Genomic DNA, 14706 nt, shown 5'->3' on the forward strand with positions numbered 1-14706 from the left:
AGTTCCTCCGGGCCGCGCCTTCGCCTCGAAGCGCGGCCCGTCCTTTTGCGGCTGCCGACCGCTCGTGCTTGTTGATCTTTATCAAGGACGCTTGGCGGTTCGAGGAGGAGAACAGGCGTATCGAACGCGAAAGACATTACTTATGAACCTTTTCACCGCACCCGATCCCAAGAGCGTGGAGCGGCTCGATGTCGAGCCCGTGAATGCGCGGCGCAACCGTCAGCCGCTCTATGCGGCGCGCAAAAAGATTTTCCCGAAGCGTGCCGAGGGGCAGTTCCGCCGTTTCAAATGGATCGTGATGCTGATCACCCTCGGCATCTATTATCTGGCACCCTGGATCCGCTGGGATCGCGGACCTTATGCCCCCGATCAGGCAATCCTTGTCGATCTCGCCTCGCGCCGCTTCTATTTCTTCTTTATCGAGATCTGGCCGCAGGAATTCTATTACGTCGCCGGGCTTCTCGTCATGGCAGGGTTCGGGCTGTTCCTGGTGACTTCGGCGGTTGGCCGCGCCTGGTGCGGTTATGCCTGTCCGCAGACGGTCTGGGTCGATCTCTTCCTTGTCGTCGAGCGCGCCATCGAAGGCGACCGCAACGCCCGGATCAAGCTCGATGCCGCTCCCTGGAGTCTCGGCAAGCTCCGCAAGCGTGTCTTGAAGCATGCGATCTGGCTGGTGATCGGCGTCGCTACCGGCGGCGCCTGGATCTTCTATTTCGCCGATGCGCCGTCTCTGGCCGTCGCGCTGGCAACCGGCGCGGCGCCCGCGGTCGCCTATGCGACTGTCGCCATCCTGACCTCCACCACCTATGTCTTCGGCGGTCTGCTGCGCGAGCAGGTCTGTACCTACATGTGCCCCTGGCCGCGCATCCAGGGCGCCATGCTGGACGAGAATTCGCTGGTCGTGACCTATAACGACTGGCGTGGCGAGCAGCGCTCGCGCCATAGCAAGAAGGCGCAGGCGGATGGTCTCGCGGTCGGCGATTGCGTCGATTGCAATGCCTGCGTCGCTGTCTGTCCCATGGGCATCGACATCCGCGACGGCCAGCAGATGGAGTGCATCACCTGCGCTCTCTGCATCGATGCCTGCGACGGCGTCATGGACAAGATCGGCAAGCCACGCGGCCTGATCGCCTATGCGACGCTCAGCGAATATTCCGCCAACATGGCGATCGCCACCGATGGCGGTCGTGCTGCGGTGCAGCCGGCCAAGGTCCGCAATACCGACGGCTCGTTCATCGATGGCATCCGGCATTTCGACTGGCGCATCATCTTCCGCCCCCGCGTCGTCTTCTACGCCGCCGTCTGGGCGGCGATCGGCATCGGCATGCTGGTGCATCTGTCGATGCGCGGGCGTCTGGAGCTCAATGTGGTTCACGATCGCAATCCGCAATTCGTCATGGAAAGCGACGGCTCAATCCGCAACGGCTACACGATCCGCATCCTCAACATGGTGCCGCAGCCGCGGCGGATCGCGCTGACGCTGTCGGGTCTCGACGGCGCCACGATGCGCATCCCCGAAATCAGCAGGGACGACGCCCGCAGCTTCACGCTCGACGCGGCACCCGACGCGGCGACGACGGTCAAGGTCTTCATCACCCGCAGGCCGACGGCGGCTGCCGTCGATGAGTTTCTCTTCACCATCGATGAGCCCGGCGGCACCGACCGGGCGACCTATCGCGCCGCATTCAACGCCCCTGGAGATCCGCAATGACCACCCGTGTCCAAGGCTTCACCGGCCGCCACATGCTGCTCGTCATCACCTCGTTCTTCGCCGTGGTCATCAGCGTCAATGTCACCATGGCGTGGTTCGCGTCGTCGAGCTGGAGCGGGCTCGTGGTCGAGAACACCTATGTTGCCAGCCAGGAGTTCAATCAGCGCGCCGCAGAGATGAAGGCGATGACCGCCTCGGGCATTGCAGGGCATATCTCGCTCAGGGATGACCGCTTCATCTACCGGATCGCCAATCCGGATGGATCACCGGCCGCCGTCGATACCGTCACGGCCAATTTCAAGCGGCCGGTCGGCGACCACGAGGACTTTTCGGTTGCGCTGGACAATCGCGGCGAGGGCGCCTTCGAGACCGATCGCCATGTCCCGGCGGGGGATTGGATCGTCGAGTTCATTTCGAAGAAGGGCGGCAGCCTCGTCATGCATGAGGCGATCCGCTTCGATACCGCGGAGTTCGTGCGATGACCTGCTGCGCGATCGATGCCGACGGGGTGATGGCGATGAGCAGCACGGCCTTCAGTGCCGAGGAGATCGCGCTCGCCAGCCATCCGCTCGGCGGCGGGCTGCACCAGCTCGATCTCAGCGTGCCCGATGTCCACTGCGGCGCCTGCATTTCGACGATCGAGAAGGCGTTGATGGCGCTGCCCTTCGTCAGCAGGGCGCGCGTCAACCTGACCGCGCGCCGTGTCACCTGCGTCTATGCCGAGAAGGCCGGGAACAGGGCTGTCGACCCCACGCGCATCATCGCGGCGGTCGCAGGCGCGGGATACCGCGCGCATCTCTACGCGCCGCTTGCTAGCGAGAGCGACAAGACCCGCAACCAGCTGCTGCTCGCAGTCGGCGTCGCTGGCTTTGCGGCAACCAATATCATGCTGCTCTCGGTATCCGTCTGGTCGGGCGCCGATGCGGCAACACGCGACATGTTCCACTGGATATCGGCGATGATTGCCGCCCCGGCGCTGATCTATTCGGGCCGCTTCTTCTTCCAGTCGGCCTGGAACGCCCTGAAACACGGGCGCACCAATATGGATGTGCCGATCTCGCTGGCGGTGACGCTCTCCTATTTCGTCTCGCTCTGGGAGACCATGCATCATGGCGAACATGCCTGGTTCGACGCCACGGTCTCGCTGCTGTTCTTCCTGCTGATCGGCCGGACGCTGGATCACGTCATGCGCGAGAAGGCGCGGGCTGCGATCAACGGCCTGGCGCGGATCGCGCCGCGCGGTGCATTGCTGATCCAGCCCGACGGATCGCACCGCTATGTGGCGGTCGAGGAAATTTCTGTTGGCGACGAGATCGCCGTTGCCGCAGGCGACCGTATCCCTGTCGACGGTATTGTCGTGTCCGGTCAAAGCGATCTCGACCTGTCGATCGTAACGGGCGAGAGCAGCCCGGTCGCGGTTCGGACCGGCCAGCCGGTCAGTTCCGGCTCGATGAACCTCACCGGCTCGCTGGCGGTCCGCGCCACGCGCCTTGCGCGGGATTCACTGCTCGCCGAAATCATCGGCTTGATTGAAGCGGCCGAAGGCGGCCGCGCCCGCTACCGGCGGATCGCCGACCGCGCGGCCGCGCTCTATTCGCCCGTCGTCCACCTCTTGGCGCTCGCGTCCTTCCTTGGTTGGGGCCTCATCGGCGGCGACTGGAAACAGGCGATGCTGGTTGCCGTCGCGGTGCTGATCATCACCTGCCCCTGCGCGCTCGGTCTCGCCGTTCCCGTCGTCCAGGTCGTGGCTGCCGGCGAACTCTTCCGTCGCGGCATCATGGTCAAGGATGGGTCGGCGCTTGAGCGACTGGCTGAGATCGATACCGTCGCTTTCGACAAGACGGGTACGCTGACGATCGGCAGGCCGCGGCTTGTTGCCGTCAACGCCGCTGATCCGGCCGATATCGCAAGGGCGGCGGCTTTGGCGAGCCATTCACGCCACCCGCTGTCGCAGGCCCTGGCACGCACCGGCACTTCTGATGCCGCAGCCTTCGAGCAGATCACGGAAATCCCGGGCGGTGGCCTCGAAGCGCGCCATGCGGGTGCGCTCTACCGGCTCGGCAGCGAAGCCTTCGCCTGCGGTGGTACCGAGGCACCGCTCACCAACGAAGGTCCCTATTCCGAGGTGGTCTTCTCCAGGGATGGCCGGGCGATTGCCCGCTTCTTCTTCGACGACACGCTGCGGCCGGGCGCAGCCGAAGCCGTCGCTGAGCTCCGCAAGGCGGGGTTCGCGACGGCAATCCTCTCCGGCGACCGGCAGAGCGTCGTCGACAACACGGCGCGTGCGCTCGGTATCGGACACGCGCTTGGGGGGCTGACACCGGGAGAAAAGGTCGGGGAATGCCAGGCGCTGAATGGCAACAGCCACCGCGTCTTCATGGTCGGCGATGGCATCAATGACGCGCCGGCGCTTGCCGCCGCGCATGTCTCGATGGCCCCGGCCACCGCTTCCGATATCGGCCGGCAGGCGGCGGATCTGGTGTTCTTCAACGACCGGCTGGATGCCGTGCCTGTTGCGATCGCCGTCGCCCGCCGGTCGGCGGCGCTGATCCGCCAGAATTTCGCGTTGGCGATCGGCTATAACGTGCTGGCCGTGCCGATCGCGCTTGCGGGTCTGGCGACACCGCTGATCGCGGCGGTGGCGATGTCGACCTCGTCGATCATCGTGGTCTCCAACGCGCTGCGGCTCAACGCCTTCGGAAAGGGCGCGGCCGCAAACGACCGGCCCGCGCCTGCCGCTGCCCGGGCGGAGGCCCGAGCCGCATGAACATGCTAATCTATCTGATCCCGATCGCGCTTTTCATGGGCGGCATCGGACTTGCCGCTTTTCTCTGGTCGCTGAAGAGCGGCCAGTATGAGGATCTCGAAGGGGCCGCCTGGCGGGCGATTGCCGATGACGATGCCAATCCGCCGGCCTAAGCAACCTTTTCTGTCCATGGTCGCAATCGCTGTCGCGCGCATGGTAGCGCCGCCGCTAAACCTGCGTTATCTCTGATGGAAAGCATGGAAGCGGGACGAACGGGTGACATGGAAGCAGATCGCATTCTGGTAGTCGACGACGACGCCCGGATCAGGCAGATGCTCGTTCGGTATTTCGAGGATAACGGATACAGGGTTAGCGCCGTCGGCAATGGTGCCGCGATGCGCTCCGAGCTTGCCAAGGGCAGCTACGCCGCGATCTTCCTCGACCTTGTTCTGCCCAATGGCGAGAACGGGCTGGAGCTGCTGAAGGAGCTGCGCGCCACATCCGATGTGCCCGTGCTGATGCTGACCGGTCAGGACGACGTCACCGACAAGGTGGTCGGCCTCGAGATCGGTGCCGACGATTATATCGCCAAGCCCTTCCACCTGCGCGAACTGCTGGCGCGGCTGCGCACCGTGCTCCGGCGCCGCGTGCCTGCCGATCAGACCGTTCGGCCGGCGGGTGGCGAAGAGGAAGTGCTGCAGTTCGATGGCTGGCGGCTCGATGTCGCCCGGCGTCGGCTGACCTCTCCCGGCGGGGACGACGTGGCGTTGACGACGGGCGAGTTCGACATGCTACTCGTCTTCGTGCGCAATCGCGGCCGGGTTCTGTCGCGCGAAACGCTGATGGATCAGACCAGAAACCGCAATCTCGAAGCCTTCGACCGGGCAATCGACGCTCAGATCGTCCGGCTGCGCAAGAAGATCGAAACGGACCCCAAGGAACCGGCGCTGATCCAGTCGGTGCGCGGCGTCGGCTATGTCTTCACCGGCAGGCAGCAATAGCGCGCGGCCAATGCGCGCATTTGATAGAGATCAAAGCGGTGCCTTCCGACGCCCGCTAACCTCGACGCCATCGATATTCAGGGCGAGTGAGGCACCGGCATGCAGGCAAAGGACATTATGACCACAGACGTGGTGTCGATCAGCCCGGCAGTCGGCATCCGTCACGCCGTGGCCGTCATGATGCAGAAGCGGGTCAGCGGTCTTCCTGTCGTCGATGACGAAGGCCGGGTCTGCGGCATGCTGACCGAGGGCGATCTGCTGCTGCGCCGGGAGATCCGCGTTTCGCCGCGCATGGCGCGGACTGCGGAAGTGATGTCCGAGACCGATCTAGAACGCTATATCGCCAGCCATGGCTGGTCGGTCAGGGATGTGATGTCTGAGGATGTCATCGTTGCCCGCCCCGACAGCGAGGTGGCCGATATCGCCGAAAGCCTGCAGGCGCATCGTATCAAGCGGCTGCCGATCGTCGAAGACGGCAGGTTGGTCGGCATCGTCAGCCGCAGCGATATCCTCGGCATGATCCTCGACGCCTCGACAACGGCGCTGCCGCGCGAGGACGAGGCGATCCGTCTCGCGGTGCGCACGCGGCTGCGTTCCGATCTCGGCCTGACGCCGCAGAAGGTGCAGGTGTCCGTGCGTAACGGCCAGGTGACGCTGGAGGGACAGGTGGAATCCGACCTGAAACGCAAGGCCGTCCGCACCCTCGTCGAAGCCCTCGGGCTTGGCGGCTACCGGGATCAGCTACGCGTGGAAATGGCGAAGGCGGAAGCCGAGCTTGCGATCATGTAGGGCGGTGAAGCAGGCGATTGCGCCGCTTCATCGTTTTCGCGTTGCGCAGGGAAGGAGAGCGGGGACGCGGAGGCTTGCCCGGCGCCATGCCCCTGGACCGGCCAAGCCTCTGTCAAGTTGCCCCACTTGACGCGGGCGCTCCCGGCCCGCGAGACAAACCTAGCTGCTCGGGCACCGGCTTCCTTGATCGAGATCAAAATCCCGCAATTTCAGCCAGGCGGCAGCCCGAGTTCGATGAGGATGTTGCTGATCTCCTGGCGCTTGTCGAGATAGATCTGGCTGACATTTTCTGCAGGAAGCGAGATGTTGCTGGCGGTCGAGCCCGGGCGGAGCTTGAGAGCCTGGGCAAGCGCATTCTTCGCATCCGCGGTGCGGCCGAGCCTTTGATAGGCAACGGCGAGCAGCATATGCGCCCGCCCGGTGCCCGGGGTGATGGCGATGGCACGCTGCAGCCAGGTCAGGGCTTCCTCGTCGCGCTCGAGCATCACGTTTGCCCAGCCGGCGCCAAGCAGCCAGGTCCAGCGGGAGACATCGGGCGTATTGAAGCGGTCGGCCCGCTCGAAGGTCGAGAGCGCATCCTCGAAGCGGCCGAGCTGGATCTGCGTCAGCCCCAGATTGAAGAGCGCTCCGCCGTCCCACGGATTGAGGTCCAGGTCACGCGCGCAGGCGACCAGCGCCTCGGAAAACGCGTTCGTTGCCGCAAGGAAGCGGCAATAGGTGCCGAGCACATTGGCCGACATCGGGCGGCTCTTCAGCGCGTTCTCGATCAGCGCGCGGGCATCCTCTTCCTTTTTTGCCTTCTCTGCCTCGCCGTACCATGAGAGCTGGATGCCGCGCAGATGCAGGGCGGCAAGCGCGACCTGCAGATCGACATTGTCGGGCTGCTGGGCGAGATAGGTTTCGAGGATCGAGCGCGCGGTCGCGAACCGCTCCTTGGTCGTCTGGTTGATCGAGCTGATCGCCTGCTCGATCGCCGCGTTGGCCGCGTCAGGGCTCTTTCTGAAAGGAGCTTCCCTCTGCTGATCGAGCCAGGTGGCGATGGCGTAACCGGCGCTCGCCGCAAGCCGGGTCTGGCCGAGTGCCTCATCGGTAACATCAGCGTCAAGCGCAGCTTCGCTCGAAAAGCGAATTTCGCGGGTCGAGGCATCGATGATCCGCGTTCGGAGCGTCCATGCCTGAGCGCTGCGTTCAAGCTCCTGCTGCAGCTGGAAACCGGGGTGTGGATCACGGCCGCCGGAGGACGCGAGCTCCGGCGGTCTCACCTGCACGCCGCCGGTGCGGGCGAGCCCGTCCAGCAGTTGGTTGGTGATGCCGCGGATCATCGCTCCGCTCTGCGGATCGTCGGTCAGATCGGCGATCGGCAAGATGTCGATCACGGGCGGGGACGACGGCTGCGTCTGGTCGCTTGCGATGAAGCGATAGGTCAATCCTGCCAGCGCGACGATGACGATGAAGGCGCCCGATAGAAGCTTTGTCCGCGAGACGAAAGGCCTGGAGGCTGCTCTACGCGGGGAGGGGAGCCGATCCGCATCGCCGCCATCGGGTGCTGCTTCCAGCCCATCGGAGATTGCGGTCGCCGAGAGAATATAGCCGCGGCGCGAGACGACCCTCAGCGTCTGCCGCGCCTCGTCTCCGAGTGCCTTGCGGATTTCCCTGATGCATTGAAACAGGCTGTCTTCGGCGACGTGAATGCCGGGCCAGCCCGCTTCCATCAGGTCATGTTTGCTGAGGATGCGCTTGTTGTTGTCGATGAAAAACTGCAGCAGCGCGCTCGCCTGCGGCCGTAGGCGTATCGTCTGTCCGTCGGGGCGCAGGAGCTCGGCGCGATGCGGATCGAAAGCAAATTCAGTAAAACGAAACACCCGATCCTACCGTGAAGCGGCCGCGACATGAGCCCCTACATAGGAAAGGTGGAGCTCAGCCGTCAACTCGTACTGGCGGCCATCATCGGGAGAGTTCGGCTCCTGCTGCGCATTCAGAAAAATTCAGAAGTTTTTCAGAACCCCACCAGTCCCATTCAGGACCTCCCGCAGTGGCTCGCCTATCAACTGCATCGACCCTGCCGGCAGCGAACGCCTTGAACGAAGCGGCGGGTGGCCGCTCGCGCAAATCGCCTGGCGGTTTCAAACGAAGACGCGAAGGGATGATGGGCCTGCATTACAATTCTTCTGCAGCGCGGGCGCTTGAGCCGGACGTCGTCCGGCATGATGGCCAGACGATGGCGGCCCTCGATCCCTTCGATCCGGTCTTTTCCGAGGCGCTGCAGCGTCTGGCGCAGGCTTTCGTCGCGACGCATCAGGCGGAGCCGCGCATTGCCGCGCTGTTTGCGACCGAACAGCGCTGGCTGCTCTGCCATGCGGCGCTCGGGGAGCATTTCAGGACGGGTGGCATCGGCCGCGGTCTGACGCGGCCCGTTCTGGTGGAGATGTCGGACCGCTACGCGATCGCCAGCCGCAACACCGTGCATGCCTTCATCGACGAGGCGCTGAAATACGATTTCGTCCGGCTGGTGACGCTGCGCCGGCCCGGCGGCCATCACCGGTTCGTACCGTCGCCGAAAGTCATCGGCATGCTCGCCCATTGGTATGGCCTGCATTTCGAAGCGCTCGATGTCATCGACGGCGGTAGCCGCGCCAGCTTGTTCAGCGCCGATGCCGACAATCTGCTGTTGCAGATGCAGCCGGATGTGGCCGACAGCCTGCTGGCGGCTCCGGGGATCCGCAACTCGGGCCCGCTCTATGCCACGTTTTCGCGTGTCGATGCCGGTGGCCTGATCATGGACCGGCTCTTCGGCGGCATCGACGTGACGATCCCTGCGACATTCGATCGATACGAGACGGATATCACCTCCATCTCCTCTCTCGCGAGCTTCGCCGGTCTGTCGCGTGCGCATGTCAGCCGCAAGCTTTCGGCGGCCGAGGCTGCGGGAGGCGTCGGCTGGAGCGGCTTGCGCGGGCGCTCGCCTCTCTGGATCTCGCACGATTTCCGCAGGCAGTATGCGCAAGCGCAGGCGACCAAACTATCCATTCTGGACGACGCCTTTTCCAGGGCTTTGGCGGTCAGGGCGGAGGCGTCATGAGGCGCCACCGTCCATTTTTGACGCATCCGTTGTCGAAGCCGGGCCGCCATGAGATTTGCTTTTTCATACAAGGCGTTCACCAGAGCGCCGACTCGATTGGACAGGACTGCGGGCCCTGAATTTCGCCCGCGACAGAGGATTTTGAAAATGAGCAACTCTACTCTGAGCGAAGGCGGCCAGGTAATTCGCGACGGATGCAATCGCGCCTTAACGACGGTGTTCTTGGCAGGCGTTTCGTCGGTTGCACTTTTTGCGACGATGCCGGTGAATAGCGCGATGGCGGCGGATTGCGTTGTATCCGGCAATGTCATTGCCGACCAGACTGACTGTACCGTCGAGAATTCGGGCGCGATCTCTTCGCCTGAGGCGGCGGTCCACGTCGCTCCCTCTTCCGACGGTATCTCGATTAGCAACCTGGCTGGCGGCGAGATCTCCGGTAACTGGTCTGGCGTGATGATCGACCGGTCTAGCAACAACACTATCACCAATGCTGCCGGTGCCACGATTTCCGGCACTGATGGCGTATCCGGCTCGGCAGGCATCTCCGTCACGAGCATTCCGGGCGACGGTTCGGAGCCTGATGGGACGGTGATCAACAATGCCGGTACGATCAGCGGCCATGATTTCGGTGTCGGTTTTGGATATGTCTTCGATTTCTCGATCAGCAATAGCGGCACGATTGCCAGTACGGGGGCTGACAATTTCGCTAGTCATTACGCCGGCAGCAGTGCCGGTATCTATGCATATAACACCTTCGATATCGCGATCACCAATAGTGGCACGGTGTCGAGCGTCGCCGGCACAGGCATCGATCTCTATCGCATTGAAGGCGGCGTCATTTCCAACAGCGGTACGATCTCGGGCGCTTACAACGGCCTGAATATCGACTCGGGCGGATGGGATGATTCGACGATCGCCATCACCAATATCGGCACGATTTCGGGCGAAACGAATTCCGGAATCAACCTTGCCGACATCAACGGGCAAAGCATTTCCATTCAGAACAGCGGAACGATCTCCGGTGCCCAGAACGGGATCTATGCCGAAGACGTACAAGCAGAATTTTCGCTCGAGAACAGCGGCAATATCTATGCAGCCGGCGGCATCAGCTATCTTTACGGCGTAAGCCTTCAACGTGTCGACAACGCCACGATCGTCAACAGCGGTAAGATTTCCGGCGACTATTACGGTCTCTTCCTGAATGGCGACGAGTCTGTTGCGAGGGTGACCAATACCGGGACGATTTCCGGCTACGGCTACGGCTATGGCATTTGGTCCAGCAACACCAGCCTTGATCTCGCAAACTCCGGTGTGATTGATGGTGGTGTTCAGGCTTATGACGGAGAAACTCTAAGGATTGCCAATAGCGGTTCGATTGCCGGCGTGCAGGCCCTGGCTATAGGTTACTCCGATGAAATCAGCGTAAACAATAGCGGTCGGATCGCGGGCGACTTCCAAGGCGTATATGCGGCCTCTACCGGGGAGTTTTCGCTGGTGAACAGCGGCACGATCACTGGACAGACGGGGGTGATCTCAACATCCAATACTTCCGCCTCGATCAGCAACAGCGGCACAATTTCGGCAGACCTGAACGCGATCATTTCCGCCAACGGTGGCGCTATGACCATTGACAATAGCGGCACGATTTCCGGCGGCACGTACGGTATTCTCGCCTCCAGTTCCACAACCATCACCAATAGCGGCACGATCTCCGGCGGCGTGAACTCCATCCGGTTTAGCTCTGACGGAAACACGCTGAACCTTCTGCCGGGCTCGGTCATCAAGGGCGCGGTGGATTATGACTCCACCGAGAACAACGCTACGAACTTCGGTTCCGGCAGCTATTCTCTCGCCGTTGACAATTACGAGACGGCGCTCAACCAGATCAGCCTGAACAACTCTCGCCAATCGCTGATCGTCTCCGTGGATTCGAATAGCAATAACGGCAGGCTCGAGGTCGTCGATCCCGGCGCTTCATCGATGGATGCGGCAGTTCGCGGCTATACGAATTCCGTCGGCAATGTCATCGGCTCGATCCTCAATATCGATGTCGGTTCTTCCGCAGGCGGCGATAGCGGATCGTCGGGCACCAGCGCTCTCGGCTATGCCGAGGAAAAGAAGCCGACGGGTTCAGCAGCCGCCGTTCAGAAGCTTGGCGAGGGCACGGCTGTCGACCGCTTCGGCAACCTGTTCTGGATGCGCGCCTTTGGCGGGCAGACCTTCGACAACGATAACGACACGCGCTCCAGCAATTACGGCGTTGCCGCTGGTGTCGACCGCCAGTTCGACGACGGCCGCTTCGGCGTGCTCGCCGGTTACGGCCGCATCATCAACCGCGCCGACGACGGCTCCGGCCAGACGGCCGGCAATACCGGCTTCGGCGGCGTCTACATGCGCAACGATTTCAGCGGCGTGACGCTCGATAGCTCGCTGGTGGCCGGCGGTATCGAGAATGACAGCCGCCGCGAGATCTTCGGCTCCGATCCGGCCCGCGGCTCGTTCGCCGGCTGGTACGTCTCGCCGGAGATCGCCATCTCGCAGAAGCATGAGGTCGCTCCGGGCTGGACCTTCACCCCGGCGGCACGGCTGCGCTACACGGCAGGCTTCTATCAGGGCTATTCCGAAACCGGCTCGACGCAGAACATCTCCTACGACGACCGTACTTCACACACGCTCGAAGGCATTCTGGAAGGCAAGCTGACCAACCAGACGAAGCTGACGAACGGCATGGTGGCGAATGTCTCGCTGAGCGCTGCCCTCGTCGATACGCTGAACCTCGGGGCTTCCGGCCTGAACGCCAGCCTGAGCGGCACGGACTTCATGGTCTCCGCCATCAGCGACCGCAACCTTGTCGGCGGCCGTTTCGGACTGTCGGGTGAATTGCAGGTCAACCCGCAGACGACGCTCTATAGCGGCGTCACGCTCGGGACCTATACCAGCGAGGTCAACTCCTGGTCGGCAAATGCGGGCGTGAAGGTCGAATTCTGAGATCGGCCTGAAGCATCTGCATGTTCTCGAAGAGCGGATCGGCAAGATCCGCTCTTCGGTTTTTCTATGCGCTGCGTGGCCGGGCCATCGCGCGCGGGCGTCTCATTTCCATTCCCAGAGCCGCTTCGAGGCATAGGGCCTGCTGCTGACGAGCCCGCGCGGCTCTCCGCTCGCCGCCACATAGCGCCCGGCATCTTCGGCATCGTCGACGCCGACGAGGATCATCCTGGTGGAGCTCTTCGACGGCGCGCCCTTCGCTCGCAGTTCGACATTGATCACCGCATGCGGATAGTCCTCGTGCAGCTTGATCATCGGCTCGCCCGACAGCGCGATATGGTGCTGCATCGCCAGAAACGACAGGACGCGCTCATAGGCGGCCGCGGGCGAAACCGGTCGGTCGCCATCGGCCGTGCGGGCATAGGCCATCGTATCGATCTGCCCCTTCTGCTTGCGCATTTCATAGACGAGCAGATTTGAGCCCATGGCGAGTTCCACATGCAGATCGAAGGTCTGGTAGCGGTCTCCGCGCTCGTGAAGATCGGCCAAACGGGCCTTCATGTCCTCGGCAAAATCGGAATATCGGGATGGTGTCATAGCTCGTCCGCCTTCAAATGCTGCCGCGCAATCGCATGGCGCTCCCCTCGGCGCAAGAGGGGCGATGCCCGGCATCTCCGTCCATAAGCGGACTCTTTTCATTTCTGCTCATAGAGCCACTTTCCCGGTTGACAGGACCACTTCCGCAGATATTCTATTATAAAGCCTGATATAACATAATTGCGGAACAACAAACCGGGAGCATGAAATGAAGACTCTTGTCGCTTTCCTTCTCGGCACTGCGCTGGTCGCTCTGCCGACAACGATGATGGCTCAGGAAAAGGGTGGCGTCATCAACGTCGCGACGATCGGCGAGCCGCCGACGCTCGATCCGATGTCCTCGACCGCCGATCTGGTCGGCATCGTCACGCAGCACATTTTCGAAACGCTCTATACGTTCGACAAGAGCTGGAACGTCACGCCGCTGCTGGCCGAGAGCCTGCCGGAAATCAGCGCCGACGGTAAGACCTATACGATCAAGCTGCGTACCGGCATCAAGTTCCACGACAATACGGACATGACCTCCGATGACGTCGTCGCCTCGCTCAATCGCTGGACGAAGATCGCTTCGCGCGGCAAGCAGGTCGCGGGCTTCATCGATTCCATCGCCGCCGTCGATCCGGCGACCGTCAAGATCACGCTGAAGCAGCCCTATGCGCCGCTGACCTCGCTGCTCGCCTTCAACAATTCAGCCGCCATCATCATTCCGTCCGAAAAGCAGGACGAGCCGATGAAGGAATTCATCGGTACCGGCCCCTACATGCTCAAGGAACGCAAGGCGGACCAGTATATCCAGCTCGTGCGCTTCGACGGCTACAAGTCGCGTGATGGCGAGAGCAACGGTTATGGCGGCGCCCGCCACCAGTATCTCGACGAAATCCGCTTCGTGCCGGTTCCTGATGCCAATACCCGCGTCGAGGCGGCCGTCTCCGGACAGTATGATTATGTCGATTCCATCCCGGTCGAATCCTTCGACAAGCTGAAGGGATCGAGCGCCTCGCAGCCGGTCATCCTGAAGCCCTTCGGCTATCCGGTCTTCGTCTTCAATACCAAGGAAGGCATTGCCAAGAATGTCGAGGTCCGCAAGGCGATCCGCCAGGCGCTCAGCATGGAAGACATGCTGGCAGCGGCCTTCGGCAGCACGGATTTCTACACGCTCGACGGCGACATCTATCCGAAGCCCTTCGCCTGGAATACCGATGCAGGCGTCGAAGGAAATTACAACGTCGCCGATCCGGAAGGCGCTGCCACGGCCGCCAAGGCGGCAGGCTACAACGGCGAGCCGATCCGCATCCTGACCAGCCGCCAGTACGAGTTCCATTACAAGATGGCGCAGGTTGCCGCCGAATACCTGAAGATGGCGGGCTTCACCGTCGACCTGCAGGTCGTCGACTGGGCAACGCTGACACAGCGCCGCACCGACGCCAAGCTGTGGGACATCTATATCACCCACAGCCCGTTCCTGCCCGAGCCGGCGCTGATCGGTTCGCTCTCGCCGAGCTCGCCCGGCTGGTGGGATACGCCGGCACGCAAGGCGACCGTCGATGCCTTCACCTCGGAAGTCGATCCGCAGAAGCGCATCGCGCTCTGGGCCGATGTTCAGAAGGCGATGTATGACGAGCTGCCCTACATGAAGATCGGTGATTTCAACGCTGTTTCGGCGAAGTCGAACAAGCTCGAAGGCGTCGATCCGGCTCCGTGGCCGTACTTCTGGAACGCGTCCATCAAGAAGTAACGACCCATCGCAGGATACCGGTGCGTTCGCGCCGGTATCCTTCTTCCATCGTGCCTGGCGGCA

General features: G+C 62.6%; 11 protein-coding genes. 9 read left to right on the forward strand and 2 right to left on the reverse strand.

Annotated elements, in window-relative coordinates; translation table 11 throughout:
• Positions 1–142 precede the first annotated feature (142 nt).
• The 6 genes from ccoG (at position 143) to ACODR6_RS20430 (ending at position 6247) form a co-directional block, all read left to right on the forward strand.
• Positions 143–1711, forward strand: coding sequence for a cytochrome c oxidase accessory protein CcoG (gene ccoG, locus ACODR6_RS20405; protein ID WP_489024026.1), 1569 nt, complete (start codon positions 143–145; stop codon positions 1709–1711).
• A complete protein-coding gene (locus ACODR6_RS20410) occupies positions 1708–2193 on the forward strand; it encodes a FixH family protein (RefSeq protein WP_203431015.1) in 486 nt (161 codons plus the stop codon). Before ccoG ends, ACODR6_RS20410 begins: the two co-directional genes overlap by 4 nt.
• A complete protein-coding gene (locus tag ACODR6_RS20415) occupies positions 2190–4478 on the forward strand; it encodes a cation-translocating P-type ATPase (RefSeq protein ID WP_489024028.1) in 2289 nt (762 codons plus the stop codon). Before ACODR6_RS20410 ends, ACODR6_RS20415 begins: the two co-directional genes overlap by 4 nt.
• On the forward strand, positions 4475–4630 hold the full coding sequence (ccoS, locus tag ACODR6_RS20420) for a cbb3-type cytochrome oxidase assembly protein CcoS (RefSeq protein ID WP_112712143.1): 156 nt from the start codon (positions 4475–4477) through the stop codon (positions 4628–4630). The genes ACODR6_RS20415 and ccoS overlap by 4 nt, the downstream gene beginning before the upstream one ends.
• Positions 4631–4738: 108 nt before the next feature.
• Positions 4739–5458 (forward strand): response regulator, encoded by a 720-nt coding sequence (locus ACODR6_RS20425; protein WP_489024031.1) that lies wholly within the window; start codon positions 4739–4741, stop codon positions 5456–5458.
• A gap of 99 nt (positions 5459–5557) precedes the next feature.
• Positions 5558–6247 carry a CBS domain-containing protein gene (locus tag ACODR6_RS20430; protein WP_489024033.1) on the forward strand — a complete coding sequence of 230 codons (690 nt, stop codon included), beginning with the start codon at positions 5558–5560 and terminating at the stop codon, positions 6245–6247.
• 209 nt (positions 6248–6456) lie between these two features.
• On the opposite strand, the gene ACODR6_RS20435 is transcribed toward ACODR6_RS20430, so the two are convergent.
• Positions 6457–8109: a transcriptional regulator gene (locus tag ACODR6_RS20435; RefSeq protein WP_489024035.1), complete on the reverse strand. Its 1653-nt coding sequence runs from the start codon at positions 8107–8109 to the stop codon at positions 6457–6459.
• Positions 8110–8279: 170 nt separating this feature from the next.
• On the opposite strand from ACODR6_RS20435, the gene ACODR6_RS20440 reads away from it, so the two are divergent.
• Together ACODR6_RS20440 and ACODR6_RS20445 are read left to right on the forward strand one after the other, a co-directional pair.
• Positions 8280–9326: a hypothetical protein gene (locus ACODR6_RS20440; protein WP_489024037.1), complete on the forward strand. Its 1047-nt coding sequence runs from the start codon at positions 8280–8282 to the stop codon at positions 9324–9326.
• A 147-nt stretch (positions 9327–9473) separates the two neighbouring features.
• A complete protein-coding gene (locus ACODR6_RS20445; RefSeq protein WP_489024039.1) occupies positions 9474–12314 on the forward strand; it encodes an autotransporter outer membrane beta-barrel domain-containing protein in 2841 nt (946 codons plus the stop codon).
• A 102-nt stretch (positions 12315–12416) separates the two neighbouring features.
• Here ACODR6_RS20445 and ACODR6_RS20450 read toward each other — a convergent pair whose 3' ends face one another.
• Positions 12417–12908 (reverse strand): hypothetical protein, encoded by a 492-nt coding sequence (locus tag ACODR6_RS20450; protein ID WP_489024041.1) that lies wholly within the window; start codon positions 12906–12908, stop codon positions 12417–12419.
• 208 nt (positions 12909–13116) lie between these two features.
• Here ACODR6_RS20450 and ACODR6_RS20455 point away from each other — a divergent pair, with 208 nt between their 5' ends.
• Positions 13117–14643, forward strand: a complete 1527-nt coding sequence (locus ACODR6_RS20455; protein WP_130283707.1) for an ABC transporter substrate-binding protein — start codon at positions 13117–13119, stop codon at positions 14641–14643.
• The last annotated feature ends 63 nt before the right edge of the window (positions 14644–14706 follow it).

This window comes from Rhizobium sp. FG96, from assembly GCF_057808655.1.

Coding starts and splice junctions, on each gene's coding strand:
- ACODR6_RS20410 (WP_203431015.1), top strand. CDS start 1,708: ATGACCACCCGTGTCCAAGGCTTCACCGGCCGCCACATGCTGCTCGTC.
- ACODR6_RS20450 (WP_489024041.1), bottom strand. CDS start 12,908: ATGACACCATCCCGATATTCCGATTTTGCCGAGGACATGAAGGCCCGT.
- ACODR6_RS20455 (WP_130283707.1), top strand. CDS start 13,117: ATGAAGACTCTTGTCGCTTTCCTTCTCGGCACTGCGCTGGTCGCTCTG.
- ccoG (WP_489024026.1), top strand. CDS start 143: ATGAACCTTTTCACCGCACCCGATCCCAAGAGCGTGGAGCGGCTCGAT.
- ccoS (WP_112712143.1), top strand. CDS start 4,475: ATGAACATGCTAATCTATCTGATCCCGATCGCGCTTTTCATGGGCGGC.
- ACODR6_RS20425 (WP_489024031.1), top strand. CDS start 4,739: ATGGAAGCAGATCGCATTCTGGTAGTCGACGACGACGCCCGGATCAGG.
- ACODR6_RS20415 (WP_489024028.1), top strand. CDS start 2,190: ATGACCTGCTGCGCGATCGATGCCGACGGGGTGATGGCGATGAGCAGC.
- ACODR6_RS20445 (WP_489024039.1), top strand. CDS start 9,474: ATGAGCAACTCTACTCTGAGCGAAGGCGGCCAGGTAATTCGCGACGGA.
- ACODR6_RS20430 (WP_489024033.1), top strand. CDS start 5,558: ATGCAGGCAAAGGACATTATGACCACAGACGTGGTGTCGATCAGCCCG.